Here is a 25,388-nt window from a genome sequence, read left to right on the forward strand (position 1 = left end):
GGGCTTTCCTTCCGTCAGTCCTGTCAGTCCTGTCAGTCCTGCGTGGCGAAGCGCGTCATCTGCTCGACCATCGCGTCGGGCGCGCCGGCGGCGAAGCAGGCTTCGAGGTTGTCCGCCGAGACCCGGGCGGCTTCTTCCGCGCGGGGGAACATCGCGGCCTCGTAGGCCGAGAGAGCGCTTTCGACGTCGTCGTGGTCCGCCAGCGCGAGGGCCAGCTCGGTGGCGTCGAGCATGGCGAGGTTCGCGCCCTCGCCGGCGAAGGGCGACATGACGTGCGCGGCGTCGCCGAGCAGGGTCACCCCCGGCACCCGCGCCCAGCGGTGCCCGATCGGCAGGGCGTGGACGGGCCGGGGGATCAGGGCGCCCTCGCTGTCCGCGATGAGGGCCCGCAGATCGGGGGCGAACCCGGCGAAGACCTCGAGCAGCCGGTCCCGCTCGGCCAGCCCGGTGACGGCGCCGGCGTCTTCGGTCCGGACCGCGGCGTACACCCGGATCCGGTCGCCACCGGTGCGCTGGGCGATCAGCCCCTTCCCTTCGGCGAGCGCGAACATCGACCCCGGACCGACCAGCGCGGCCGCCGCCGGGTGCCGGACGTCCACATCGGACAGACCGGCCTCCACGAAGGACAGCCCGGAGTAGCGCGGCACGGCGCCGGAAAGCACCGGCCGGACCTTCGACCAGGCGCCGTCCGCGCCGACCACCAGGTCCGTTTCCAGGACGTCGCCGGTGGCCAAGGTGACCTTCCCCGGCGACACCGCGGTCACCTTGGCACCCCAGCGGACCACCCCGTCCGGCAGCGACCCGGCCAGGATCCGCTTGAGCTCGCCGCGGTCGATCTCCGGCCGCGTCCCACCGCCCTCACCGGGGCCCTCTTCGAAGCGGACGGCACCGTGGCGGTCGAGGATGCGCAGCGCGTCGCCCTCCTCGCGGGCGACGGCGCGGAATTCGGCCGTCAGCCCGGCTTCGGCCAGCGCGCGCCGGCCGGACTCCTCGTGGAGGTCGAGCGTGCCGCCCTGGTCGCGGGCGGCCGGTGCGGTTTCGAGTTCGCAGACGGTCGACGGGATTCCGCGGGTGTGCAGGATCCGGGCCAGCGTGAGGCCGCCCAGGCCACCGCCGACGATCGTCACGGAGAGCATCAGAGGGTCTCCTCGGGTTCGGGGCGCGGGGTGGCGAGCGCGCCGTTCAGCAGCGCGTCGAACGCCCACCTCGAGCGGGCGGGGCCGGGCCCGGACACCAGGTCGGGGCCCAGCGCGGCGATGTGCGGGTGCGTCCGCGGCGAGACACCCGCCAGTGACTCGGTCATCTCCTCGTGTTCACGGGCGGCCCCGGGTTTCTCCCGGCGGGTGCCGTGCTCGACGGCCGTCGCCGTGGCGGTCAGCAGCAGGACGTCGACCGCCCACGCGGCCTGCCCCGGCGCCATGCCGCCCTCGTCGAGCAGCGCGAGCACCGCCTCGACGAGGGCCAGGTAGTGCGGGCCGCTCAGCCGGGTCACCAGCGCGACCCTGGCCAGGCTGGGGTGCGCGAACAGCACCGAGCGGTAGGAGTCCAGCACCGCCCACAGGCGTTCGCGCCAGTCCCCTTCGCCGTCTTGGCGGACCTCGGCGAGCAGCACGTCGAGCATCGCGGCGTGCAGTTCCTCGGTGTCCTTGACGTAGACGTAGAGCGACGCCGCCCCGGTGTCGAGCTCCTTGGCCAGCCGGCGCATGGTGACGCGCTCGACGCCTTCGGCGCGCATCACCGCGACGGCGGCCGCCACGATCCCCTCACGCGTCAACGCGGGTTTCGCCGGGCGCTCCCGGCGGCTGTAGGTGCTTCCCGGAGTCATGCCACCACCGTAACGAACATGTTCGTTACGAGCAAGTTCGGCACGAACATGTTCGCCCGGCCGGGCGCTCCGGGAATCAACGCATCATTCGGGTGCGTCGAATACGACATTCGGATCCATCATTTTGTTAAGTCGTCCGTTAAGCGCCGCATCGAAAGATTCGAAAATAATCCCGAAAGAGCGGGCCGGATTATCCGGTGGTCCAGACCACCCCGGGGAAGATCACCCGTACGGCGGCCTTCCGTTGCGCCACAAGGCAGCCGCACCGCCATGACCAGCGAGTTAACGCTTTCGAAACTCGCTTACACGACATTTGGCGCTTGTGGCAGCTCTCCACGACCGGTATATCTGGGTGATCGGAATTCCGAACGCGTCCGGCCGCACCTCCGGCCGGTTCGCCGCTGCCCTCTCCCCGCTCACCGGAGGCACCATGCACCGCCTGGACCCGGCCCGCGAACACGTCCTCGGGCTCTACCGCATCATCATCGGCTTCCTCTTCGCCTGCCACGGCCTCAAGACGCTCTTCGGCCTGTTCGGCGCGAAGTCCGCCGCCGCCGTCGGGTCCTGGCCGGGCTGGTGGGCCGCGGTCATCCAGCTCGTGTGCGGCGTGCTCGTCTGCGTCGGCCTCGGCACCCGGGTCGCCGCCCTGGTCGGCTCCGGCTCGATGGCCTACGCGTACTTCGTCGTCCACCTGCCGACGGGCCTGTTCCCGATCCAGAACGGCGGCGAAGCGGCCGTGCTGTTCTGCTGGTCGCTGCTGCTCATCGCGTTCGTCGGTGCGGGCCGCTTCGCGCTGGGCAACCTTTCCGTCCGGCAGCGGTCTTCCGAGCCGGCGCGGGAGGGCGCCACGGTCTAGGAGGTGCGGGAGATCCCGACGCCGCTGCGCGCGTCGGGACCGTACTTCGCCAGTTCCCGCGCGAGGTCGAGGCGCCCGGTCGACGCGCTCTTCGCCCGGTCCTCTTCGGTCAGCAGCTCGCGGGGGATGATCCAGACGACCTCGAACTCCAGTCCACTGGGATCCTTGGCGTACAAGGACTTCGTGGTTCCGTGGTCGGACGAGCCGACCAGCGCGCCCGCTTCGGTGAGCCGGGCCGCGAGTCGCTCGAGGTCCCCGAGGGTGTCGACCTCCCACGCGAGGTGGTAGAGCCCGACCGAGGTCCGCCCGGCCCCGGAATCCGCGGCGTCCGCGCCGATCTCGAAGAGGCCGAGGTCGTGGTCGTTGGCCGACCCGGGCGCCCGCAGGAACGCCGCGCCCCGGTGCGCGTCGCCGCCGTCGATGTACCCGAAGCCGAGCACGTCCCGGTAGAACGCCACGCTTTCGGCCAGGTCCCGGACGAAGAGCACGGCGTGGTTCAGGCGGAAGATCGACATCGGGGCTCCGTGCTGCGCGCAGTTCGGTTGAAGTTTCAACTTAAGGTTAAGCGCGCCTCCGGGGCCGGTCAAGGCAGCAGGGCCGCCACCCACAGCCGACCGAGCCAGGCCGCGTACCGCTCGTCGGACCACCCGCGCCGCTCGACGAGCTGATGCCACAGCGTGCCGTCCGTCGTGGACCACAGCACGTCCCGGCACTCGTCTTCGGCCACCGCCAGCTGCCCGGTCGCCGCGGCCGCGCGGGCGTGCCGGGTCATCGCCTCCAGCCGCTGCCGGTCGATCTCCTCGAGCATCGCCGCGGCCGCGGGCTCACTCGCCGCCGCGCCGCGCACGGCCAGGTGCAGCCGCGCGGTCCGCCGCATGGCCGCGGTGTTGAAGACGGCGAACGCGGCGAACCGGGCCCGCAGATCGGGCTCCGCGAACAGGGCCCGCGCCTCCGGACGCTCCAGCAGGGGCACGTCCTGGTCGTCCCCGCCCACGGCCACGTCCCACGCGCGGTGCAGCAGCGCGGGCTTGTTCTTGAACGCCGAGTAGACCGTCTCGGGGGCGACCCCGGCCTCCGCGGCGACGTCCGCGATGGTCGTCCGGCCGTAACCGCGCGTGACGAACAGGCTGTGCGCCGCGCTCAGGATCCGCCGCCGGTTCTCCCGCGCCTGCTCCCGGCGCCGGCTCGAGTCGTACGGGCGCTTGACGGGCTCGGTCATCCGATACATCCTCACTGTATTGAAAACAGCACGACTGTATTGGAGTTATCATGCCATCACCCACCGAAGCGTTCCTCGCCGAGATGCTGCCGCGGCAGACCGCCGCCGAACGGGCCATGCACGGCGGGGACGCGGAGCCGCGCACCGCCCTGTGGTCGCAGGCCGGCCCGGTGAGCCTGTTCGGGGCCTGGCTGCCGATCCGCACCGGCTGGCCCGACGTCAACGCGGCCTTCAAGCGCGTCGCGGCCCAGTTCTCCGACTCGCGCGAATACCGCTTCGAGGTCGTCGCGGCCGGCGCGAGCGGCGACCTCGCCTACACCATCGGCTTCGAGCACAACACGGTGTCGGTCAACGGCACGCCCACGACGTACACCCTGCGCGCCACCCACGTGTACCGGCGCGAAGACGGCGAATGGAAGATCGTCCACCGCCACGCCGACCGGCCGCCGGACGAACCCGAGCCCGGGGAATCGCCGACCGGGACCCACTCTCGGTAGGTCCGCCGACCGACCGGGCGACAAACCTTCGACACCGCATCGAGGCCCTGGTCAGGGCCGCGGGCGGTTCGTAGGGTGAGTCCACCGCAGGACACCGTGTCAGCTGTCCCGCGGGCGGTGGTGCCCCCGGATCCGACCTTTCCCCGAAGCCAAGTCCCGGGGCATCACCGCATCACTCAGCTGACCGTGCCGCTCTCCCCCACCAGCCCGGCGAGCCGTAGGCGTGTCCGACCCGGCTGTCGGCGTGCTGGTGCGCGTCCGTAGAGGTGCCGCTGCCGAACCCCGTGCCGTCGTTCGAGGTGAACCGCCAGGTGGTTCGCGGCCTGGAAGCGCTTCAGCGCCGCGGCGGTGCCGGGCCCGAAGTCCCCGTCGACGGCGACGTAAGTCTGCTTCGGACTATCGGCGGCCCAGCCGGCGAAGCGGATCTGCAGTTCCCGCACGGCAGCACGCCGGTCGAGCCCGACGTGAGTGTGGCCGGCCAGGAGTAGGCGGCGGCCACGCCCGGGAACGCCGCCGTCGCGGCGACACCCCCGGCGGCCAAAGATCCGCCAAGCCCCGCCCCGGTCACCCGGACCCGCCGTCGCCGTTCCGACTGTCGTGAACTCCCGACCCATTTACATACATACACCATGTATGTAACCTGGCCGCATGACGAAGCGCAGTGAAGCCCTGGGTCAGGAACACCGCGTCCGGCTCCCCGCCGGCGAGGTGCGGTACTCCGAGCGGGGCACGGGAGCCCCGGTGGTGTTCGTGCACGGGGTGCTGACGAACGCCGAGCTGTGGCGGAAGGTCGTGCCCGACGTCGCCGCCGCCGGGTTCCGGTGCCTGGCCCCGGATCTGCCGCTCGGCTCGCACGACCTCCCGATGCGCGCGGACGCCGACCTCTCCCCCACCGGCAACGCCGACGTCATCGCCGACTTCCTCGACGCACTGGACCTGCGGAACGTCACGCTCGTCGCGAACGACACCGGTGGCGCGCTCACGCAGATCCTGCTCAGCCGCCGCCCCGAGCGGGTCGGCCGGGTCGTGCTCACGCCGTCCGACTGCTTCGAGTACTTCTTCCCGCCGATCTTCCAGGCGCTGCCGCCGCTCGCCCGGATCCCCGGCTCGATGGCGGTGCTCGGGCAGCTGCTGCGGATCCGCGCGCTGTACCCGCTGCCGATCCTCTTCGGCTGGGTGGTCAAGCGGCCGCTGCCGGACGCCGTCGCGCGGGCTTACCTCTCACCGCTGCGGAAGTCGGCCGGGGTGCGGCGCGACCTGCGGAAGCTGCTGCGGTCCGTGCACCCGCGCCACACGCTGGCCGCCGCCGAGGCGCTGCGCACGTTCGACCGGCCCGTGCTGCTCGCGTGGGCACCGGAGGACAAGCTGTTCCCGATCCGGCTGGCCCACCGGCTCGCCGCGCTGCTGCCGGACGCGAAACTCGTCGAGGTGCCGGACTCCTACACCTTCCTGTCCGAGGACCAGCCCGCGGTGCTGGCCCGCCACGTCGTCGAGTTCGCGGGCGCCATGGCAGATTAGGCGGGTGCGACGTACCCAGCAGGACCGTTCCGCCGGCACGAAGGCCGCCCTGGTCGCCGCTGCGCGCGAACTGTTCGCCGCCCGTGGCTACCAGGCCGTGCCGGCCGACGAGATCACCCGCGCCGCCGGGGTGACCCGCGGCGCGCTCTACCACCACTACGCCGACAAGCAGGGCTTGTTCCGCGCCGTCGTCGAGGAACTGGAACGCGAGCTGACCGACGAGGTGCGGGCCGCGTTCGCCACCGGCACGGACCCGCTGGCCGGCATGCTGCAGGGGCTCGGCGTCTTCCTCGACGCCTGCCTGCGCGAGGAGGTCCGCCGCATTTCGCTCACCGACGCACCCGCCGTGCTCGGCTGGGACGTCTGGCGCGAGATCGAGGCGGAGTACGGCCTCGGCCTGATCGTCGCCGTGCTGACGCAGGCCAGGGCGGACGGGCTGATCGTGGAAATGCCCGTCCACGCCCTGGCGCAGCTGGTGCTCAGCGCGGTGATGGAGGCCGCGCGGATGATCGCCGCGGCCGACGACCCGGCACGGACGCGCGCCGAAGTCCAGCAGGTCCTCGGCGGGTGGCTCGGGAGCCTCCTGCGGACCTAGCGCTTCCGGTAGGTGCTGAGGATCGCGGGCCCGGCCTGGGCGGTGGCGACCAGGTCGAAGTCCACGGGGGCCGCGACGTCGTCGAAGAGCCGCCGGCCCGCCCCCACCACGCTCGGGAACACCAGGAGGCGGTACTCGCCGACGAGGCCGTGGCGGGCGAGCTCCTGCGCGATCCCGATCGAGCCGATGACGATGACGTCCCGTTCTTCCCGCTCGACCGCTTCGGCGAGATCTCCCCGCAGCAGCACGGAGTTCTGCCACGCGGACACGTCCTGAAGGGTGCGCGACGCGACCAGCTTCGCCGCGGCGTTGAGCCGGTCGGGGAACTCGCCCGAGCGGCCGGGCCAGAGCTTCGCGAACAGCTCCCACGTGGTCCGGCCGAACAGCAGGACGCCGGTGTCGAGCAGGGATCCGAGCCGGAACTTGTCCCCGGCCACCGCCTCCGGCCCGTGCCGGAACGCCCAGCCGCCGCCGGCCGTGCCGCCGGAACCGTCCGGGTCCTCGACGACGCCGTCCAGGGTGGTGAACTCGACGACGATCACGCTCATGATTGCTCCCGGTGCCTGGTCGCCGCGCCCCGGTGGCGCGGCCGCACCGGTACCTACCGGCGGCGGCCGCCGGATTCATCGGCCGCCGCCGGCATCGGGCCCTTTCTACGCCGTGACGAGGGACAGCCCGTAGGTCTGCAGGATCTCGTTGACCGGCTGGAACCACGTCTCCCCGCCGGAGCTGCAGTTGCCCCAGCCCCCGGAGGTGACGCCCTGGGCCTGGTCACCGGTGATGAACGAGCCGCCGGAGTCGCCGGGCTCGGCGCAGACGTTGGTCCGGGTCATCTGGTAGACCGCGCCCTGGGCGTAGTTGACCGTCTCGTTCTGGCCCAGCACCGTGCCGCAGTGCCAGTGCGTGGTCGAGCCCGAGCGGCACACCGACGTGCCGACCGGCGCGACCCACGACCCGCGGACGAGCGCATCGCTCACCGTGCCCCAGCCGAGCACGACCGGCGCGGTCCACCAGCCGTTGCCGATGCGGATGAACGAATAGTCGTTGCCGGGGAAGGAAGATGCGGCGAAGCTGCCCATGGCCGAGCCGTCCCAGCCGACGACCGAGCTGCCCGCGCCGCCGCAGTGCCCGGCACTGACGAACCCGCCCTGCACGGAGAAGCCGATCGAGCAGCGCGTGTTGCCGTTGATGTAGTACGGGTCGCCGCCGACGGTGCCGGCCGAGAACGGCTCGGCGGCCGGCGCGGTCGCCACCGTGACCGGGCCGGCCTTCGCCGCCCGGGCGAGGAAGGAGTCGACCTCGGCGCCGTGCGCGCCCGGCCGCAGGGTGACCACGACGCTGCCGGCCCGCGGGTCCACCCGCCAGCCGCTGACGGCGGCCGGGGCGGGGTCCGCCTTCGCCGACGCGTCGATCGCGGCCTTCGCGGCGTCGAGCTTCGCCGCGCTGGTCCGGGCGGTGGCGGGTTCGGCCCCGGCCTGCCGGACGGCGGTGGCCGCGGCCGGATCGGTCACGCCGACGACGAGCTTGCCCAGCGCCGGGTCGAACCACGCGCCGCCGAACGCGGCGCCGGCGGCCCGCTGCGCGGCGGGCAGCACCCGGGAGGCGGACATTTCCTGGGTGAGCCGGGCCGACGCCTGGGCGGCGGTGAGCCCGAGGTCCCGCTGCATGGCGGCGATCAGGCCGGGCGACGCCTGGGCGGCCGCGGGGGTGAGGGAGGCGGAGGCGAGTGACGCGGTGAGGACGGCGGCGCCGCCGAGAGCCAGGGCGATTCTTCGACGCATGGGAACTCCTCCAAGGCCGGGGGAAAGAAACACACCGTCCGCAGAGTGTGCGGTCACGACCCGCACCGGGTCCAGATTTGTCCGGTCTTCTGTCCGGAATTCCGCGACGTCCATCCATTGTGGACTTACAAAACGTCCTTTGACGCAAGGGTTTTCTCGCGCACGACCGAAGCGCGGACCGGTGTCGACAGCCCGCCCGCGCCGTGCCGCCAACCCTTCTTCGCGGCGTTGCACAAAGGTCTGAACCAAGTAGAGCACGGTCGCACCGGCGGCGGCCCGAACGGGAGTCTGCCGGGCACCGGACGTGCCCGCTCGTCCCCTTCACGGCGCTCTCCACCCGGGAAGGCGGCGCCGGAACCCGGCCACGACACCGCCCGGCCACCGGGAAAGTCGGCCGGGCGGTTCCGTGCGCACCCCGCGGCCCGGCGCGGGGTGCGTCCGAACAGGACGGTCAGTGCGCGAAGGCGTTGAGGAAGCGGTCGCGGAAGGAGTCCATCTTCCAGATCGGCGCCTGCGCGCCCGGGTGGAGGCCGTCCTGCCAGCCCCAGCCGGCGATCCGGTCGAGGACCTTCGGGTCCTTGGCCACGATGGTGATCGGCACGTCGTGGACCGCGCCCTGCGGGGTGACCACCGGCGGCTGGTGGTCACCGAGGAACACCAGGACCGTGTTTTCGTCGCCGTACTGCTTGACGAACGAGATCACCGTCTTCAGGGAGTAGTCGGTCGCGTCGCGGTAGGCCTCGCGGATCTTCTCCGGGTCCTTCCAGACCGACTCCGGCGCTTCGCCCGCCGCGGGCTGGGGGTTGAAAACCGAGCCGTCGCCGACCTGGTTCCAGTCGACCAGCCAGGGCCGCGGCGACCAGGGCGCGTGGCTGGAGACGAGGTCGACCTCCGCCATCACCGGCTGCTTCGCCGCGTTCGCGAGCTCCTTGCGCTGCAGCATCGAGAGCGAGAACTGGTCGGGCATGGTGGCGTAGGCGTAGCCCGGCCCGTGGTACCCGATGGAACGGGCGTCGTAGTAGGCGTCCGGGTGGTAGAACTTCTGCCCCTCCGGCCAGTCCTTGGTGTGCGCGGGCACGTCCCAGACCGTCCGCCAGCCCGCCCGCTGGAACGCCCCGCCGAGGGTCAGCCGGTCGCTGGCGAGCAGGTCGTTGTACCGCTGCTGGTTGTCGATCCACATCCCCGACTGCACGGTCGAGTGCGCCAGCCAGCTGCCGCCGCCGAACGTCGAGGACGACAGGAACGCGCTCTTCGCGCCGATGCCCGCCGCGCGCAGTTCGGCGGTGCCGGCGTCGAGCGTCGGGCCGATCTTCGCCCCGATGACCGGGTCGTCGAGCGCGATCCGCCCGTAGCTCTCCACGAAGGTCAGCACGACGTTCTTGCCGCGCAGCCCGTTCAGCAGCTGCGCGCCCGGGGTGGCCCGGAACGCGTCGTCGGCGGCCACCTCCCCGAACGGCCGCTGGTCCCGCAGGTCGGCGCCGACCTGACGCAGGTCGCCGTAGGCCAGCGCGGCGGCGCTCTGCGCGGCGACCGGCTGCCCCGGCGCGAGCTCGACGCCGAACACCGAGGAGACGATCCAGACCACGGCGAGGACGGCCACCACCCGCGTCGCGCCGGTCCGCCGGCCCGCGGCGACGCGGCTCAGCCGCAGCATCGCGAGGACCATGAGCACCATGACCGCCACCGCGAGCAGGCCGGCACCGATCAGCGCGGCGATCGTGGCCGCGTTCCCGATCTGCCCGGCCAGGAACTCGACGCCGGCGTGGAAGAAGCTCCAGTCGTAGATCGGGTCGAACGGCTTCTCGAGGGTGGCGTAGAAGCCGGTGTCGAGCGCCTTCACCAGGGTGAGCAGCCCGAGCCCCAGCCCGGCGAGCACGGCGGCGACGCGCCGCGGCCGCGGCGGCAGGACCAGCAGGAACGCACCGATCACGAGCCCCTCGACGGGCACGCGCACGAGCGCCGCGGCGGAGAACGAGCTGAGGTCGTCCGGGGCGAGGAGCCCGAACAGCACGAGCAGCGCGGCCAGCGCGGTGAGGACCCGGCTCGCGACGACGTGGCGCCGCCGTCCGGGCCGGGGCAGCCCGAAGTCGGGCAGGGCCGGCCCCGGGCCCGGGGTGCGGCGGCGGGCGCGCCGCCCCAGCGGCAGACCGATGTTTCCAACCATGGCGAGCCTCACGTCGTGGTGCACGGTGGTGACCGCCGGCCCGTGCGGCGGGGCGGCGATCGTCACCGGATATACGAGCCCGGGTGGCGCACGGTTCACGCGCCCCCGGGATCTCGACGTACCGGCCTGGGTTGCTCGCCACCAACAGGCCCATGCCCGTACCGACCGGCCCCGCCCGCGAGAGGAATCACCGGTACCCGGACCCACCCGCGGCAAACCCCGTCACACCGCCTTTCACCCGCGCCAACACCGGAAATCCCCGGTACAGGGGAGGGAGCGTTGCGGGCCCGCGTCCCCGGTGTTCTCCTCGGGGAGTCCGAAGATCGGATCACCGATGGAGGCCCACGATGAATCTGTTCGACAAGGCGAAGGAAGCGCTCGGGAAGCACCCCGACCAGGCCGACCAGGGCGTCGACAAGGCCGCCGAGGCGGCCAAGCAGCGCTTCGGCGACCACGCCGACAAGATCGACCAGGGCTCGGACAAGGTGAAGGATTACCTGCACAACCAGGGCGGCGGGCAGCAGGAGGCGCCTCCCCAGTGAGCCCGGCCCGGTGCGCGCCCAGTCGTCCGGGGGAAGCACGCTTCGCTTCCCCCGCGGCTGGGTACCACCGGCTCCGTGGTCGCCACCTATCTCGTCCCCGTCCGGACTGCCCTGCTCCTCTTCCCGCTCCTCGTGCTGGCCGTCATGCTCCCGGCCGCCTTCGTCAGCTACCGCCGCCGCGGCCGCGCCGGCGGCTGGCCGACGTTCGTCTTCTACACCTTCCTGTTCTACCTGCTGGCGATCGCGACGCAGACGGTGCTGCCGCTGCCGGCCGACCCGGCGTACTGCGCGGGTCACACCTACGCGAGTTCTCCGCAGTTGCGGCCGTTCTACTTCGTCGAGGTGGTCTCCCAGCGGGCCCGCGGCCACTGGAGCCCCGGGGCGCTGCTGCACAACCCGGCGGTCTGGACCACCGCGCTCAACGTCGTGATGCTGGCGCCCCTGGGGTTCTACGTCCGGTACGCCCAGCGGATGCGGCTGGTGCCCGCCGCCCTGATCGGCTTCGGCGTGTCGCTGTTCTTCGAACTGACGCAGCTGACCGGCCTGTGGTTCCTCTTCCCGTGCCCGTACCGGCTCTTCAGCGTCGACGACCTGATCCTCAACACCGCGGGTGTGGTCGTCGGCTGGCTGCTGGCCGGCCCGCTCGGGCGCCTGCTGCCCTCGGCCGAACCCGAGCACGACCGGCGCTACGCCGCCAGGGTCACCTTCACCCGGCGGCTGTTCGCACTGGCCACCGACCTGCTCGGGTTCGCCGCGCTGCTCGGGTTCCTCTTCGGCCTGCTGACGCTGTTCGGCGAGGACCTGCGCCACCGTGACACACCGGTCGTCATCCTCGCCCTCGTGTGGTTCGTGGTGCTCCCCGCCGTGACCGGGTCGACGCCCGGGAAGCGGGCGATGCTCCTGCGGGTGACGCGCCGCGGCGCCCGCCGGGCCGGGCCGATCGCGCTACTGGTCCGCAACGGCGTCCTGCTCTCGCCGCTGTGGCTGACCTGGCTGCTGCTGGACCTGGACCGCTGGGACCTGGGCCACCACCCGGAGCAGCTGCTGCTGCCGGTCGCGCTGGCCGCGTCGGTGTTCGTCGTGGGGGTCTGGACGCCGCTGGCGGTGCTGCTCGACAACGAGCACCGGGCGCCCTACGAGCGGCTGACCCGCACCGTGAACGTCGCGGTCGTGCCGCCGGCCGCCGCGGAACCGGTGCCGGCGCCCGCCCCGCCGCAGGAAGTCCTTAAAGGACGGTGACGGGACACGGTGCTGCCCGGGGCCGGCAGCGCTGGTAGATTGCCCCCGGAAGGGGTTGAGCCGCCAGCCCGGGGCCGGTTCCCCATCCTGGAGTAGTCGATGAGCACCGACGCAGCGCGGCTCCGGCAGCGTTCCTCGGGTGACGGCTGGTCACTCGAAGCGCACGACGCTTCGGGCGTGCGCGTCCACACCCTGCGCGGTGAGTTCGACTTCGCGGTCTCGGCGAAGCTGGCGGATCTGCTCCCGGCCGGACCCGGCCCCGCGCGGATCGTCGTGGACATGGCCGAGGTCGGGTACTGCGACTCCAGCTGCCTGCAGGTCCTGCTGCGGCCGGCCCGCGGGCTGCGCGCGGCGGGCGGCCGGTTCGCCGTCGTGTCGGCCGCGCCGGCCGTGACCCGGCCCATCGCCCTGCTCGGCCTCGGCGACATCATGCCCGTGTATCCCGCTCTCGAAGCGGCCGAAGCTTCCTGGGGTGCGACATGACGACCTCGGACACCCGTGTCGGCGAGCCCGGTTTCGGGCATGAAGAAGGGGAGAGCCTCCCCGTGGAGGCCGGCACGGCGAAGGAGGCGGACGTGAAACTCCGATTTGTCCGGCACGAACTCGGTATCTCCCCCGAGCTTTCCGAACTCGCGCGGGTCCGCCACTGGGTCCGGACGGTCCTGCGCGGCTTCCCGGCGCAGTTCGTCGGCACGGCGGTCATGGTGGTGGACGAACTGACGTCGAACGCGCTGCGCCACGGCCGTGCGCCCTACTACGTCCGCCTGCTGCCCGGCGCCGCCAAGCTGCGGATCGAGGTCGACGACGGCGGGAGCGAGGCCGCTCGCCGCCGGGCGCCGTCCGACCACGGCGGGCGGGGGCTCCTGCTGGTCGAACGCTGCGCCGCGGCCTGGGGCCAGCTGCGCCGGCCCAGCGGCAAGACCTTGTGGGCGGAACTGGCCACCGACCCGGATCCGGCGGGGGCGCGTGGCTGATCCGGCGCCCACCGCGCCCGCCGTCGCGATCGACGGCACCGGGGGCTGGGCGGCCGCGCCGGCCGTGGCCGTGGTGATCGACCGTTCCGGCACGATCCGGGCGCTCAACGAGGCCGCCCACCGGCTGTTTCCCGACGCCGGCGCCGGCGTCCCCGCGGCGGGCGCGGTGGCGGACTGGCTGGCCACCGCCCACGACCGCGGCTCGGACGAGGTCGTCCGCGGCGAGGTCGGCGAGCGGGCCTTCGCCGCGCACCCGGTACCCCACGGCGTGGCCGTGACCTGGTGGCTCGTCGAGGAGACCGACGTCCGCTCGGCGCGCGAGGCGCTGGCCCGCGAGCGCGAGCGCACCACGTTCCTCAGCGACGCCTCCGCCGCGCTGCTGGGCTCGCTCAACCTGGACCGCTGCATGGAGGTCGCCGCCCGGCTGGCCGCGCAGCACCTCGCCGACGCGGCGCTCGTCGTGGCCCCCGCCGCGGGCGCGAGCTTCCCGGCCGTCTCCTGCGTGCGCGGCGGCGAGCCGGCCCGGGCCCGGCTGGACATCGACCCGGACGAGCTGCCCGGGCTCGGCGAAGCGCTGCAGGGCTTCCCGCCGGTGCCGTCACGCTGGCTCGACCCGGACGCGGCGCCGGCCTGGGTGCTGCCGGAGGGCTCGGGCCGGTCGGCTCCATCGTCGTGACGCCGCTGCCCGGCCACGGCGTCCCCGCCGGTGCCCTGGTCCTGCTGCGCCGCGGCGACCGGGCGTCGTTCACCGACCAGGAAGAACTGTTCGCCCGGCTGTTCGCGGCGCGAGCGGGGGCGGCCATGTCGGCGGCTCGGGTGTTCGCGCTGCAGGCGTCGATCACCGACACGCTGATGCGCGAACTGCTCCCGCCGACCCTCGAACAGCTCGGCGGCGTCGAGTTCGCCGGCCGCTACCGCCCGGCCCGTGACGGCGAGCGGATCGGCGGCGACTTCTACGACGTCCACTCGGCGATCACCGCCGAGGGCGAGGAGTCCCTCGCCGTGCTCGGCGACGTCTGCGGCAAGGGCCTCGACGCGGCGGTGCTGACCGGCAAGATCCGCACCACCCTGCGGGCGCTGCTGCCGATGGCCGGCGACCACCACCGGCTGCTCGACCTGCTGAACCGCACGCTCGGCGACAACGCCGACGCCCGGTACGTCACCCTCGTGCTGGCCTCCGCGCGGCGCGAAGGCGCCACCGTCCGGCTCCGGGTGACCTGCGCGGGACACCCGCCGCCGCTGATCGTGCGGGCCGGCGGCCGCGTCGAGGAGGCCGACACCCAGGGCAGCCTGATCGGCGTGCTGCCCGAGATCGAGTCGGTCAGCGCGGACGTCACGCTGGCGCCCGGGGAGACCTGCCTGCTCTACACCGACGGGATCGTCGAGGCGAAGGGCGGCCCGCTCGGCGACGCCATGTTCGGCGAAGAGCGGCTCAAGCAGGCCGTCGCCGAGTGCGCGAACATGCCGGCCGACGCCGTCGTCGAGCGCGTGCAGATGCTCGCCTCCCAGTGGATCGGGCGCGGCACCCACGACGACATGGCCGTGCTGGCGATCACCGCGCCGCGCGGGCAGCACCTGGCCGCGGTCGGCGGCCATGGCCGCGGGAGGTACACCGCATGAGCACCGCCACCCGCACCACCGCGGTGGCCGAACACGCCGAACGGCTCTGGGACGCCGTCACGGCCGGCGACGAATACGCGGCGGGCGACGTCGTGGTCCGGGCCCTCGGCGACGGGACCGACCCGGAGACCGTGCTGCTCGACGTGATCGCCGCGGTGCAGCGGCGGGTCGGCCGGGAGTGGGCGGCGAACCGCCTCACCGTCGCCCAGGAGCACGCGGCGACCGCGATCAACGACCGCGTCCTCGCCACCTTCGGCTACGTGCTCAGCCGTCCCGAGCCGCACCTCGGCCGGATCACCGTCGCCTGCGTCGACGGGGAGTGGCACGCGATGCCGGCCCGGCTGCTGCCCGAGGTGCTGCGGCTGCGCGGGTTCGGAGCCGACTACCTCGGCGCGCAGGTGCCCGCCCCGCACCTGGTCGCCCACCTGCACCGGACCGGCCCGGACGCGGTGGCGCTGTCCGGTTCGCTCGCGACCCGGCTGCCGACGGCGCACGCGACGATCACGGCGTGCCAGGCGGCCGCGACCCCGGTCATCGCGGGCGGCGCCGCCTTCGGGCCCGACGGCCGGTACGCCCGGCTGCTGGGTGCCGAAGCGTGGGCCCCGGACGCGCGGGCGGCCGCCGACCGGCTGGCCGAGCCGCTCCCCCGGCCGCAAACCGCCCACCTGCCGCTCGACGACCTGCCGCACCTGGCCGACCAGGAGTACACCCTGGTCACCCGCAGCTCGGGCCGGCTCGTGAAGACCGTGCTGGCCGGCTTGGAGGAGCGGCTCCCGGCCATGCGGGCCTACACCGACTTGCAGCGCCAGTACACGGCCGAGGATCTCGCGCACGTCGTCGAGTACCTGGCCACCGCCCTCTACGTCGGCGACGGCGAGCTGTTCACCGGGTTCCTGAGCTGGACGGCCGGGATCCTCACCGCGCGCGGTGTCCCGGCGGCCTCGCTCGTGCCGGCGCTCGAACTGCTCGAAGCGGAGCTGCGCGACTTCCCGCGGGCCACCGGTTTGCTCCGCACCGCACGAACGCACCTGGCGGAGCCGGCCGCCGGATCGGAGCGGCCGGCATGACCCCCACCGGGCTGACCTGCACGTGGACCACCTCGGAGGAGGGCACGGCCCACGTGTCCGTCGCGGGCGACCTCGAGTTCGCGACGACGGGCAAGCTCCTGCGGCTGGTCACCGACCGGTTGGCCGGCCACCCCGGCATCCGCGAGGTGCGCTTGGACTGCGGCGAAATCGGCTTCTGCGACTCGTCCGGGCTGTCGGAGCTGATGAAGGTCCTCCGCGTCGTCACCGACGCGGGGGCCCGGCTGCACCTGGACAACCGGCAGCCTGCCCTGGAGCGGCTGCTCACCCGCACCGGCACGGCCGCGTACCTCACCGGCGAAGCCGCGGACTCCCGCGCCCGGCGCGACTCCTAGGCCCGGAGCCGGTCCAGTTCCCACGGGTCGTGCGCGCTGAAGACCGTCACCTCGTCCCCGTGCCGCCGGACGAGTTCGCGCAGCCGGGCCTGCGTGCCCAACCGCAGGTCGTGGTGGATTTCCGAGCGGGTCTGGACGACGTCGAGGACCGGGTGCGGCTCCGGGTCGGCGGCGAGTTCGCGGTGGTAGTAGTACGCGTCGCCGCAGTGCAGCAGCCAGCCGGTGCCGTCGTGCACCGCGACCCCGGCGTGGCCCGCGGTGTGCCCGCCGAGCGGGACGAGCCGGATGTCCGCCGCCAGCCCGGTCAGCGGCGCGGACGCGAAGCCGAACCAGTCGTCGCCGGACCGCTCGGCGTAGGCCTCCCACCGCGGGCCGTGCGCCCAGTGCGCCGGCCGGTACCGGAAGCTCGGCGCTTCGGCGAGGGCCGCGTCGAGTTCCGCGGCGAAGACGTGGACCCGGGCGTCCGGGAAGTCGGGCAGGCCGCCGCAGTGATCGACGTCGAGGTGGGTGACGACGACGTGCCGCACGTCCTCCCGCGCGAAACCCAGCCGGGCGACCTGCCGGACGGCCGTCTCCTCTTCGGCGAGCAGCGGCTGGGCCATGGCGACCCAGTCGCCGCCCAGGGTGGCGCCCGGGTCGCGGACGTCGTCGAGGCCGAGGCCGGTTTCGACGAGCACGAGCCCGTCGTGCTCGGTCTCGGCGAGCAGGCAGTGGTTGACCGCGTGCGCGGCCGGCAGTCCGGGGGCTTCGATCTGCCGCACGGACCCGCAGTTGAGGTGGTGGATCTTCATGCCGTCATCGTCGGACTTGAACTACGCTTCAAGTCAAGGAGGCCACGATGACCCTGCTCGACATCGCCGAAGTCGCCGAAAAGTCCGGACTGGCCCCGTCTGCCCTGCGGTTCTACGAAAAGCGCGGGCTGGTCGAACCGGCCGGCCGCAACGGCCTGCGGCGCACGTACCACCCCGACGTCCTGCGGCGCCTCGACCTGGTGGCCTGCGCGCGCGGCGCGGGGTTCACGATCGCCGAGATCGCCCGGTTCCTCGTGGCCACCCCGAGCGACGACGCCCTGCGCGAGCGGATGGCGCAGAAGGCGGCGGAGCTGGAGGAGACGATCGACCGGCTGTCGCGCATGCGCGACAGCCTCCGCCACGCGGCGACCTGCGACCACGCGCCGCTGGTCGAATGCCCGCACTTCAAGGCGGCGATCGCCTAGCCCCGCCGGCACTTGCCCGAAGGGGCGGCGATCTCTGCGCCCGCCCCTTCCCGGCCGCGTGTTCCCCTTGATGGTCCCGGCTGGGATACCGGAGGTGACGGCCGAAGGGGCGGGGCGATGGACCACAGCGAACGAGCACAGGAGCAGCCGGCTGCCCGGCACCACGCGACCCCACCGGCCCGGACGGCCGATCTCCGCGGTCCGGAGCAGCTGCTCCTCGCACTACAGGCGCACGCCGGTAACCGGGCGGTCCAGCGTATCGTCGCCGGAAGCGGGCCACCACGCACTCCCGTCGTGCAACGGGCGACCGGGCTGGCCGCCGACGTCGGTGGATTCGTCGGCAGGCTCGCCGAGGTGTTCCGGAGCTGGGATTCCCCGCAAGGCGACCCCGACACCCGCCGGAAAGCGCTCTACACCGCCATCAACGACCAGCTTCGCCGGCTGGACGTCCCGAAGGTCGACCTGTATCCCGGGCTGCCGGGGACCGGCGGCGCGGTCCTGGGCATCTTCAAACCGGACCTGTGGGTCATGGGCATCTCGTCCGACCTGCTTCAAGCGCCCACCCTGAATAAGACCGAGCGCGCCGAGCTCGCGGACACGGTGATTCACGAAAGCAGGCATGCCGAGCAATTCTTTCGGGTAGCGCGGCTACTCTGCATCAGAGAGCGCAAGTCCGACGCAGGCAAGAAAAAGGACGCGAGACGGGACAGCAAAACGATCGCCGCCGCGGTGGCGGCGAGACTGGAAATGAACGTGAGCGTGGTGACAGGCGCCCAGCAGCAGGGCGGCGATCTCGGCAAGGAGGAAGCGGCGGAAGCGGAACTCTGGTCCCAGCACATTCCACTGAACACCGCGGTCCACGAGAAGATGGAAACGGCAAAAAAGGCGTGGAACCAGTGCCTCCAAGACATCGGCAAGTTCCAGCACGATTTTGCGGCCGCGCCGAAGCGGCCTGACCTGGCGCACATGCCGGTGAACAGCACGCAATTCCAGGATCGGTTCCAGGAGCTGGAGAAGCGGTTCGAGGAGACGTTCGCGGAGTACGGCGAGACTTATCGGGACTACCAGGTCGGACTGTCGTTCGAAGCCGACGCCTGGCAGACCGGCCAAGCCGCGCACGACGCCGTGGCGCGGCAGAAGCCCCCCGGCCTGGACGCGAAGCTGGCCACCCTCCGGGAGCCCTGGGACCGCCTGCTCGAATCCTGGCGAAAGCGGCTGTACACCGCGCCACCACGACCACAGCGTGCCCTGCCGGCCGTCCAGCCGCTGGTCCAGCGCCACGCGATACCCGCCGAACTCGAACCGCTCCCGGAAGGCATCGAGCCGGCGCCCTGACGCGCCTACTCCTCGCGGCGCGCCAGCTTCGACGGCCACCAGATGCGCCGCCCGACGTCGACGGTCAGCGCGGGCACCAGGAGCGACCGCACCAGCAGGGTGTCCAGCAGGACCCCGAACGCGACGATGAACGCGATCTGGGCCAGGAACAGGATCGGGATCACCGCGAGCGCCGAAAACGTCGCCGCCAGCACCACACCGGCCGAGGTGATCACCCCGCCCGTCAGCGACAACCCGCGCAACGTCCCGGCGCGGGTACCCCTCGTCAGGGCCTCCTCCCGCACGCGGGTCATCAGGAAGATGTTGTAGTCGATCCCCAGCGCCACCAGGAAGACGAACCCGAACAGCGGCACCACCGGGTCCGCGCCCGGGAAGCCGAGGACGTGGTTGAACACCAGCGCCGACACGCCCATCGTCGCCGCGAAGGACAGCACCACCGTCGCGATCAGCAGCAGCGGGGCCAGCAACGACCGCAACAGCAGCGCCAGGACCAGGAAGATCACCAGCAGCACGATCGGGATGATCAGCGCGCGGTCGCGCTTCGACGTCTGCTGCGTGTCCAGCTGGATCGCGGTCGGGCCGCCCACCTCGGCGTTCGCCTCCGGTACCGCGTGCACCGCGTCGCGCAGGCGGCCGACCGTCGCGACCGCCGCCTCCGAGTCCGCCGGGTCCGTCAGCACCGAGAGGATCTCGACGCGGCCGCCGACCTCCTTGGGACGGCCATCGGGGCCCGGCACCGGGAACGACTGGGCCACTCCGTCCATTGTGGATGCCTTCAGGACCGCGGGCAGCGCGCCGGCGTCGGCGATGGTGATCGCGGGTGCGCCGAGCCCGCCCGGGAAGTGGCGGCCGAGGATCTCCTGGCCCGTCCCCGATTCGACCTCGGTCAGGAAGACATCCGACTGGGCGGTGCCGGACGCCTTGAGCTGCGGCAGGAACGCGACGCCGATCCCCAGCACCAGGGCCGTGACCACCCAGACCGTGCGCGGCCGGCGGCCGACCAGGCGCGCCACCCGGCCCCAGATCCCGGACGTCTCCGGGTGCGGCGAGCCCAGTGCCGGCTTGAACGGCCAGAACGCGCCGCGGCCGCACAGCGCCAGCACCGCCGGCAGGAACGTGGTGGACGCCAGCAGCGCGGCGCCGATGCCGATCGCCGCGACCGGGCCGAGGCCTTTGTTGGAGTTGAGGTCGCTGAACAGCAGGCACAGCACGCCGAGCACGACGGTGCCCGCCGAAGCCGCGATCGGTTCGAGCGTCGCGCGCCAGGCGAGCTTCAAGGCGTCGAACCGGCTCGGCGTGTCGCGCAGCTGCTCGCGGAACCGCGCGACCAGCAGGAGCGCGTAGTCGGTCGCCGCGCCGAACACGAGAATCGAGAGGATGCCCTGGCTCTGGCCGTTGAGCGCGAGGACGTCGTGCTTCGCCAGCAGGTAGACGACGAGGCTGGCGAGACCGAGGGCGAACACGGCCGACAGCAGCACCAGGAACGGCAGCAGCGGGCTGCGGTAGACCGCGACGAGGATCAGCGCGACCACGCCGCCGGCGACGAGCAGCAGGATGCCGTCGATGCCGCCGAAGGCCTTGACCAGGTCGGCGATCTGCCCGGCCGGCCCGGTGACGAGCACGGTGAGGCCGTCCGGCGCGCCGCCCAGGCGCGCCCGGACCTCCTTGACGACGTCGGCGGGGTTGCCGTCGGCGAAGATCGGCACGGCGAGCTGCGCGGCCTGGTCGTCCCGCGGTGCCCGCTCCGGCTTGCCCAGCGGGCCGGCCACCCCGGGGACGCGGCCCAGTTCCTGGGCCTTGGCCTCGAGGAACTGCCGGTCCGCGCCGGTCAGGCCGCTCGCCCGCTCGGCGACGACGGTCGCCGGCAGCACCTGGCGCGGGCTGAACGCCTTCTGCTCGTCGGCGACCTCGGTGGCTTCGGCCGAGCGCGGCAGGAAGGCGGCGTTGTCGTTCTTCGCGACCTCGCTGAGCTTGCCGGCGAACGGGCCGCCGAACCCGCCCAGGCCGAGCCAGGCGATCACCAGGAGGGCCGGGATCAGCCAGCGGAGGCGGCGCGGGTTCTCGTTCATGGTCGCTAAAGTCCTTTCGAGCGCGAACACGCCCAATTGTTCAGCAAGCTGAACATTCTGCACGACGACCCCCGACGATCCCTGAGTGATGGCGAGCACAGTGACGGTGAGCCCGACCCCCGAACCCGACCTGGGCACCTGGCCGACCGGCCGGCTGCTGGCCGTGGCCGCGCGGCTGGTGGAGCAACGCTGGGTGGCCGTGCTCGACGGCATGGGCCTCACCCACGCGGGCCTCATCGCGCTGCACACCCTGCGCGACGGGCCGCTCCCCCAGCGGACGCTGGCCCAGCGCTGCCAGGTGACCGACCAGACGATGAGCCGCACGCTCGACCGCCTGGCCAGAGCGGGGTTCGTCAGCCGGGCCGCGGATCCGGCCGACGGCCGCCGCCAGCTGACGCGGCTGACCGCGCAGGGCCGGGCCGTGCACGAGCAAGCCGTGCGGGCCGAACCCGCACTGCTCGGCGGCCTCGGCGACGACGAGGCGTTCCGCGCCGGCCTGCTGGACCTGATCACCCGGCTGTCCGCGGGCGATTGAGAGCGCGCGGGGCTGGGTAGCTCTTCCTACATGTGGATCGCGGTGAGCACCCCAGTGGCCGTCCTGATCGCTACCGTCCTGATGGAGCGGTTCGAACGCCGGTGCCGCCTGGCACCCGGCGCCAAAACCGAGCGCGGCGCGGCCCGCGGCTGACCTGGGCCACCCCTCCGACGTGATCCACGTCTCACTCTTCTCCTGAGAGAACCTCGAGCGCTCCTCCGGTCGACTGACTGGGCAGATCCGGCTCGAGGAGAACCGGGTTCAAGGGAGGAGAAACACATGCGTGACATCACGAAATCCACCCGCGCGGTCACCGGCCTGGCCCTTGCGGCCGGGCTGGTCGCGGCGGTCAGCATCGGGATCGCCGGCGGCGCGTCGGCGAACCCGGGATCCACCGAGGGGACCATGACGAACGCGAACCAGCCGCCGAAAGGCGCGCGAGCCACGGTGCAGGTGAGCCCGAACCCCACCACGCACCGGGGCCAGGAAGTGACGATCACCGGCCACTGCGGCGGCGGTACCGGGTTGAAGTCCGTGCTCGGCGGGTTTCCCGGCCGGCCGGCCCTGGAGAACATCCGGATTCTCGAATCCGGGCCGGACCGGTTCGTGGCCAAGGCGAACGTGGCCGGGAACATCGGCAACGGGGTCGGGCCCGTGTTCGTCGACTGCGGCGGCGAGGCGGGCGTGACCCTCCTGGTCACCCACGTCTGAGGGGTACGGCAAACCCGCTCACCGGCCCGAAGCCCTCGGCCGGTGAGCGGGCGCCTCGACAATGACCGCCGTAATTCAGCAGGTCTTCCACGCGAAGTGATAAATCGTGTCCACGCTCGCGTGTTCGGAATCCATTTCGATGTAACTGCCGCCGGCCGAGGAACCGGCGTCGGCGCGCAGTTCCGCATTGATGTTCAGGTTGCGGCTCTCCCCGCACGGGGCGAACACCAGCTCGGCCACGTCGGTGGTGTCGGTGGCCCGCCACACACCGTGGAACGGGCCGGGGATGGTGTGCCGCACCCGGGCGGTCGGCGCCGTCCCGGTGAAGTAGTAGTTGGCTTGCTCGAGCGCGCTCGCGCCGCTCTCGATGTGCGCGAAGCCGCGGTACTCCGCCTCGGCGATCGCGTACGTGAACCCTTGCGGCACGTGGACGAGCACGTTGATCTGGCAGTTCTTCCGGCCTTCGAGCGCGGACACGCCGCCGCCGGCCTTCGCGGTGAAGTTCGTGTAGCGCACCGTGAACGAGGTGTTGTCGGACGCGACGTCGGCCGACGCGGTGGCCGTACCCGCCGGGCAGCCGGAGCCGTTGATCGTCTTGATGTCGAGCGTGATCTTTTCGCTCGGGGCCGACGCCACCGTAGAATCGACGGGGGCGGCGAGGGTGGACAGAATCAATGCGCCTACGACCGACATACCGAGCATGACGCTCCTCCAAATGGGCCACGGTGCCTGGTGGTGATGATGATCGCGCGCGGAGAGGATCGTAGCGCGATCGCAACCTTTTCGACGGCCACTGAATGGAGTAACACGACAAGCGTCCAGCACGGGAAATCCATTTCCCGCTAATTCACCTTTCCCGGGGCTCGATATTCGCGGAATCGAAGGTCAAGACGCCTGGTTCAGACCACTGACGCGGAGCGAGCGTGGCGGGGTGCACCCGCCGAGCAGCGCTTCGGCGTCCAGCGTCGCCGCCCCGCTCCCCCGCTCCGCGAACCGCCTCGCCACCAGCGCGCCCGGGTTCTCGACCGGGTCCGCACGGCCGGACAGGAACGCCCACTCGTGCTCGTCGGAGCCGAAGTACAGCACCGCGCCGAAGACCTCGCGGAACCGCCGCCATGACGCCCGCAGCGTCTCGTTGCGCCACAGCGTCGGGCAGCCCGCCTGGCAGGTCACCACCCCGCCCGGCGCCAGCAGGCGCGCGCAGCGGGCGAGGAAGTCCGTGCCGTACAAGCGATTGTGCTGCGCGGCCGGATCGGTGTTCTCGTCGGGCAGGTCGATCACGATCACGTCGTAGCGCTCGCCCCGGCTCTCGGCTTCGGCGAGGAAGGCCCAGCCGTCCACGTAGGACACCCGGACCGGCCCCTCGCCGCGTTCGGCCCGCGCCAGCTCCGCCGGGGTGTAACCGTAGGGCAGGTGCTCGGCGCAGGCGCGGACGGCGTGGGCGTCGATGTCCACGTGGTCGACCACCGAGGCGCCGGCGGCGACCGCCAACTGGCTGGCGACCCCCTCGCTCGAGCCGACGACGAGCACCCGCCGCACCCGCTCGGCCAGCAGGAGGGCGGGCACCACCAGCGCTTCGTGGTACACCAGCTGGCTGGCTTCGGTGCTTTGCCGCTCGCCGTCGCAGAACAGCGAAACCCCTTGCGCCGTCGTCCCGATCAGCACCTCCTGGTACGGCGTGTGCTCGTGGAACCGCACGTCACCGACCTCCCAGACGCGGGTGAGGCCGTCGCCGACCGGTTCGTGGATCAAGGGCATCAGCGTTCTCCCCGGTGGAGGACCGACAGGTGGACCGGCGCGGCGTGCAGCGACTTGGCCAGCAGCCGCAGGGCGTGCTCGGGATCGGCGCGTTCCCCGCAGGTGAACACGTCGGCGAAGAGCGACCCGTGCTCGGGGTAGGTGTGGACGGACGCGTGCGACTCGGCCAGCAGCGCGATCACCGTGGCGCCCTGCGGCGCGAACCGCTGCGCCACGACGTCGAGGACCGTCGCGCCCGCTTCCGTCACCGCGGCCCGCAGCAGCTCCCCGAGGCGCACCGGGTCGTCGAGCAGGCCCGGGTCGATCCCGTGCAGCTCGGCGAGCACGTGGCGCCCGGTGAACCGGCCGACGTCAGGCATCTCCCCACCGCCCGACGCAGTACGTGCGCAGCGGTTCGATCCCGTTGAACCCCACCGACGCGTAGCTCGCGGTGTAGGCCCCGGTCCCGGGCAGGTCGAGCCGGTCGCCGGTCCGCAGCGACCGGGGCAGTTCGTACCGCGTCCGCTGGTAGAGCACGTCGTCGCCGTCGCAGGTCGGACCGGCCAGCACCACCAGGCCACTGGGGCCGTCGTGCCCGCCCACCGGCTCGAACCGGTAGGCGATCGCTTCGTTTTCGGCCTCGGCCAGGCCGTTGTAGCGGCCGATGTCGAGGTACACCCAGCGCCGTTCGTCCCGGTCGGCGACCAGCACGACCTCGGTCCGCAGGAGGCCGGCGTCCGCGACGAGGACGCGGCCGGGCTCGAGCAGCAACTGCGGGCGCCCGGCCGGGAAGGCCGCGTCGAGGGCCGCCGCGATCGTCGCCGCGTACGCGGCCAAGGGCGGGACGGGGGTGCGGTGGGCGGTCGGGAAGCCGCCGCCGAGGTTGAGCCGCGTCATCTCGACGCCGTGCGCCGCGGCCTCGGCGAACAGCTTCGCCGCCGTGGCGACGCCGATCTCCCAGGCGGTGACGTCCGGCTGCTGCGAGCCGACGTGGAAGGCGATCCCGGGCCGCAGCCCCAGCGCGGCCGCGCGCAGCACCAGGTCGAGGGCTTCGGCCGGGGCGCAGCCGAACTTCCGGCCGAACGGCGTCGCCGAGTCCGGCGCGTCGAGCACGACGCGGATCGACACCGCCGAGCCCGGCGCGTACCGGCCCAGGTGGTCGACGTCGGCGGGAGCGTCCGAAGTGAACTCCCGGACGCCGCGTTCGAACGCGAAGGCGATGTCCCGCGGTTTCTTGATCGGGTTGCCGTAGGCGATCTCCGCCGGGCCGGCGCCGCGGCCGAGGCACAGCTCGAGCTCCGCCGGGCCGGCCACGTCGAAGCCGATTCCGGCCGCCACCAGCGCGTCGAGCACCGGCGGCGCCGGGTTGGCCTTGACCGCGTACCGGATCAGCGCGCCGGGGAACGCCGCGCCGAACTCGCCCGCCCGGGCCGCGACGACGTCGGTGTCGACGACCAGGCACGGCGTCGGCGGGTCGCGCTCGTCGAGGAAGCGGCGGATCCGGGTGAAGTCGGCGCACACGGCGCCAGTGTCGC

Annotated in this window: 30 protein-coding genes; 16 read left to right on the top strand and 14 right to left on the bottom strand. The window is 72.6% G+C overall.

The window, feature by feature from the left end; all coding sequences use genetic code 11:
- Positions 1–32: 32 nt before the first annotated feature.
- Both QRY02_RS15865 and QRY02_RS15870 read right to left on the bottom strand, forming a co-directional pair.
- A complete protein-coding gene (locus QRY02_RS15865) occupies positions 33–1,139 on the bottom strand; it encodes an FAD-dependent oxidoreductase (RefSeq protein ID WP_285993848.1) in 1,107 nt (368 codons plus the stop codon).
- Entirely contained in the window at positions 1,136–1,825 is a 690-nt protein-coding gene (locus tag QRY02_RS15870) for a TetR/AcrR family transcriptional regulator (RefSeq protein ID WP_285992287.1), read from the bottom strand. The genes QRY02_RS15865 and QRY02_RS15870 overlap by 4 nt, the downstream gene beginning before the upstream one ends.
- A gap of 430 nt (positions 1,826–2,255) precedes the next feature.
- On the opposite strand from QRY02_RS15870, the gene QRY02_RS15875 reads away from it, so the two are divergent.
- Positions 2,256–2,681, top strand: coding sequence for a DoxX family protein (locus QRY02_RS15875; RefSeq protein ID WP_285993849.1), 426 nt, complete (start codon positions 2,256–2,258; stop codon positions 2,679–2,681).
- Here the strand turns inward: QRY02_RS15875 and QRY02_RS15880 are convergent.
- Positions 2,678–3,196: a VOC family protein gene (locus tag QRY02_RS15880; RefSeq protein ID WP_285992288.1), complete on the bottom strand. Its 519-nt coding sequence runs from the start codon at positions 3,194–3,196 to the stop codon at positions 2,678–2,680. The two genes, QRY02_RS15875 and QRY02_RS15880, sit on opposite strands and share 4 nt — an antisense overlap.
- A 68-nt stretch (positions 3,197–3,264) precedes the next feature.
- Complete coding sequence (locus tag QRY02_RS15885) at positions 3,265–3,900, bottom strand: TetR/AcrR family transcriptional regulator (RefSeq protein WP_285992289.1); 636 nt, start codon at positions 3,898–3,900, stop codon at positions 3,265–3,267.
- Positions 3,901–3,950: 50 nt separating this feature from the next.
- On the opposite strand from QRY02_RS15885, the gene QRY02_RS15890 reads away from it, so the two are divergent.
- Positions 3,951–4,397 carry a YybH family protein gene (locus QRY02_RS15890; RefSeq protein WP_285992290.1) on the top strand — a complete coding sequence of 149 codons (447 nt, stop codon included), beginning with the start codon at positions 3,951–3,953 and terminating at the stop codon, positions 4,395–4,397.
- 176 nt (positions 4,398–4,573) lie between these two features.
- Here QRY02_RS15890 and QRY02_RS15895 read toward each other — a convergent pair whose 3' ends face one another.
- The gene (locus QRY02_RS15895) at positions 4,574–5,011 is read right to left on the bottom strand and encodes a peptidoglycan-binding domain-containing protein (RefSeq protein WP_285992291.1); all 438 of its coding nucleotides are present in this window, start codon (positions 5,009–5,011) and stop codon (positions 4,574–4,576) included.
- Between the two features lie 34 nt (positions 5,012–5,045).
- Here QRY02_RS15895 and QRY02_RS15900 point away from each other — a divergent pair, with 34 nt between their 5' ends.
- Positions 5,046–5,915 carry an alpha/beta fold hydrolase gene (locus tag QRY02_RS15900; protein ID WP_285992292.1) on the top strand — a complete coding sequence of 290 codons (870 nt, stop codon included), beginning with the start codon at positions 5,046–5,048 and terminating at the stop codon, positions 5,913–5,915.
- A 4-nt stretch (positions 5,916–5,919) separates the two neighbouring features.
- Positions 5,920–6,510: a TetR/AcrR family transcriptional regulator gene (locus QRY02_RS15905; protein WP_285992293.1), complete on the top strand. Its 591-nt coding sequence runs from the start codon at positions 5,920–5,922 to the stop codon at positions 6,508–6,510.
- Here QRY02_RS15905 and QRY02_RS15910 read toward each other — a convergent pair.
- The 3 genes from QRY02_RS15910 to QRY02_RS15920 all read right to left on the bottom strand — a co-directional run bounded on the left by QRY02_RS15910 (position 6,507) and on the right by QRY02_RS15920 (position 10,455).
- Entirely contained in the window at positions 6,507–7,058 is a 552-nt protein-coding gene (locus QRY02_RS15910) for a dihydrofolate reductase family protein (RefSeq protein ID WP_285992294.1), read from the bottom strand. The genes QRY02_RS15905 and QRY02_RS15910 overlap by 4 nt on opposite strands.
- A 105-nt stretch (positions 7,059–7,163) precedes the next feature.
- A complete protein-coding gene (locus QRY02_RS15915; protein ID WP_285992295.1) occupies positions 7,164–8,291 on the bottom strand; it encodes a S1 family peptidase in 1,128 nt (375 codons plus the stop codon).
- A gap of 451 nt (positions 8,292–8,742) precedes the next feature.
- Positions 8,743–10,455, bottom strand: a complete 1,713-nt coding sequence (locus QRY02_RS15920) for a sulfatase-like hydrolase/transferase (RefSeq protein WP_285992296.1) — start codon at positions 10,453–10,455, stop codon at positions 8,743–8,745.
- A 347-nt stretch (positions 10,456–10,802) separates the two neighbouring features.
- Here QRY02_RS15920 and QRY02_RS15925 point away from each other — a divergent pair, with 347 nt between their 5' ends.
- The 8 genes from QRY02_RS15925 (at position 10,803) to QRY02_RS15955 (ending at position 16,250) form a co-directional block, all read left to right on the top strand.
- On the top strand, positions 10,803–10,997 hold the full coding sequence (locus QRY02_RS15925; RefSeq protein ID WP_285992297.1) for an antitoxin: 195 nt from the start codon (positions 10,803–10,805) through the stop codon (positions 10,995–10,997).
- Between the two features lie 75 nt (positions 10,998–11,072).
- Entirely contained in the window at positions 11,073–12,236 is a 1,164-nt protein-coding gene (locus QRY02_RS15930) for a VanZ family protein (RefSeq protein WP_285992298.1), read from the top strand.
- 99 nt (positions 12,237–12,335) lie between these two features.
- Positions 12,336–12,719 carry an STAS domain-containing protein gene (locus tag QRY02_RS15935; RefSeq protein WP_285992299.1) on the top strand — a complete coding sequence of 128 codons (384 nt, stop codon included), beginning with the start codon at positions 12,336–12,338 and terminating at the stop codon, positions 12,717–12,719.
- A 92-nt stretch (positions 12,720–12,811) separates the two neighbouring features.
- Positions 12,812–13,210: an ATP-binding protein gene (locus QRY02_RS15940; RefSeq protein ID WP_285992300.1), complete on the top strand. Its 399-nt coding sequence runs from the start codon at positions 12,812–12,814 to the stop codon at positions 13,208–13,210.
- Complete coding sequence (locus QRY02_RS48580) at positions 13,203–13,886, top strand: hypothetical protein (RefSeq protein WP_353069150.1); 684 nt, start codon at positions 13,203–13,205, stop codon at positions 13,884–13,886. Before QRY02_RS15940 ends, QRY02_RS48580 begins: the two co-directional genes overlap by 8 nt.
- Complete coding sequence (locus tag QRY02_RS48585) at positions 13,883–14,830, top strand: PP2C family protein-serine/threonine phosphatase (protein ID WP_353069151.1); 948 nt, start codon at positions 13,883–13,885, stop codon at positions 14,828–14,830. The genes QRY02_RS48580 and QRY02_RS48585 overlap by 4 nt, the downstream gene beginning before the upstream one ends.
- Entirely contained in the window at positions 14,827–15,897 is a 1,071-nt protein-coding gene (locus QRY02_RS15950; protein WP_285992301.1) for a cobalamin B12-binding domain-containing protein, read from the top strand. Before QRY02_RS48585 ends, QRY02_RS15950 begins: the two co-directional genes overlap by 4 nt.
- Positions 15,894–16,250: an STAS domain-containing protein gene (locus tag QRY02_RS15955; protein WP_285992302.1), complete on the top strand. Its 357-nt coding sequence runs from the start codon at positions 15,894–15,896 to the stop codon at positions 16,248–16,250. Before QRY02_RS15950 ends, QRY02_RS15955 begins: the two co-directional genes overlap by 4 nt.
- Here QRY02_RS15955 and QRY02_RS15960 read toward each other — a convergent pair.
- On the bottom strand, positions 16,247–17,041 hold the full coding sequence (locus QRY02_RS15960) for an MBL fold metallo-hydrolase (RefSeq protein WP_285992303.1): 795 nt from the start codon (positions 17,039–17,041) through the stop codon (positions 16,247–16,249). The two genes, QRY02_RS15955 and QRY02_RS15960, sit on opposite strands and share 4 nt — an antisense overlap.
- Positions 17,042–17,088: 47 nt before the next feature.
- Between QRY02_RS15960 and QRY02_RS15965 the strand changes: the two genes are divergently transcribed.
- Complete coding sequence (locus QRY02_RS15965; RefSeq protein WP_285992304.1) at positions 17,089–17,466, top strand: MerR family transcriptional regulator; 378 nt, start codon at positions 17,089–17,091, stop codon at positions 17,464–17,466.
- Positions 17,467–17,583: 117 nt separating this feature from the next.
- The gene (locus tag QRY02_RS15970) at positions 17,584–18,801 is read left to right on the top strand and encodes a hypothetical protein (protein ID WP_285992305.1); all 1,218 of its coding nucleotides are present in this window, start codon (positions 17,584–17,586) and stop codon (positions 18,799–18,801) included.
- A gap of 5 nt (positions 18,802–18,806) precedes the next feature.
- Here the strand turns inward: QRY02_RS15970 and QRY02_RS15975 are convergent, their stop codons facing one another.
- The gene (locus QRY02_RS15975) at positions 18,807–20,870 is read right to left on the bottom strand and encodes an MMPL family transporter (RefSeq protein ID WP_285992306.1); all 2,064 of its coding nucleotides are present in this window, start codon (positions 20,868–20,870) and stop codon (positions 18,807–18,809) included.
- Between the two features lie 88 nt (positions 20,871–20,958).
- Between QRY02_RS15975 and QRY02_RS15980 the strand changes: the two genes are divergently transcribed.
- Positions 20,959–21,405, top strand: a complete 447-nt coding sequence (locus QRY02_RS15980) for a MarR family winged helix-turn-helix transcriptional regulator (RefSeq protein ID WP_285992307.1) — start codon at positions 20,959–20,961, stop codon at positions 21,403–21,405.
- A gap of 279 nt (positions 21,406–21,684) precedes the next feature.
- The gene (locus QRY02_RS15985; protein WP_285992308.1) at positions 21,685–22,116 is read left to right on the top strand and encodes a hypothetical protein; all 432 of its coding nucleotides are present in this window, start codon (positions 21,685–21,687) and stop codon (positions 22,114–22,116) included.
- A 75-nt stretch (positions 22,117–22,191) separates the two neighbouring features.
- On the opposite strand, the gene QRY02_RS15990 is transcribed toward QRY02_RS15985, so the two are convergent.
- The 4 genes from QRY02_RS15990 to QRY02_RS16005 form a co-directional block, all read right to left on the bottom strand.
- A complete protein-coding gene (locus QRY02_RS15990) occupies positions 22,192–22,818 on the bottom strand; it encodes a DUF4360 domain-containing protein (protein WP_285992309.1) in 627 nt (208 codons plus the stop codon).
- 183 nt (positions 22,819–23,001) lie between these two features.
- The gene (locus tag QRY02_RS15995) at positions 23,002–23,874 is read right to left on the bottom strand and encodes a spermidine synthase (RefSeq protein ID WP_285992310.1); all 873 of its coding nucleotides are present in this window, start codon (positions 23,872–23,874) and stop codon (positions 23,002–23,004) included.
- A complete protein-coding gene (speD, locus tag QRY02_RS16000; RefSeq protein ID WP_285992311.1) occupies positions 23,874–24,233 on the bottom strand; it encodes an adenosylmethionine decarboxylase in 360 nt (119 codons plus the stop codon). Before speD ends, QRY02_RS15995 begins: the two co-directional genes overlap by 1 nt.
- A complete protein-coding gene (locus tag QRY02_RS16005) occupies positions 24,226–25,374 on the bottom strand; it encodes a type III PLP-dependent enzyme (protein WP_285992312.1) in 1,149 nt (382 codons plus the stop codon). Before QRY02_RS16005 ends, speD begins: the two co-directional genes overlap by 8 nt.
- Positions 25,375–25,388: the final 14 nt, after the last annotated feature.

Source organism: Amycolatopsis sp. DG1A-15b (assembly GCF_030285645.1).
Classification (GTDB): Bacteria; Actinomycetota; Actinomycetes; order Mycobacteriales; family Pseudonocardiaceae; genus Amycolatopsis.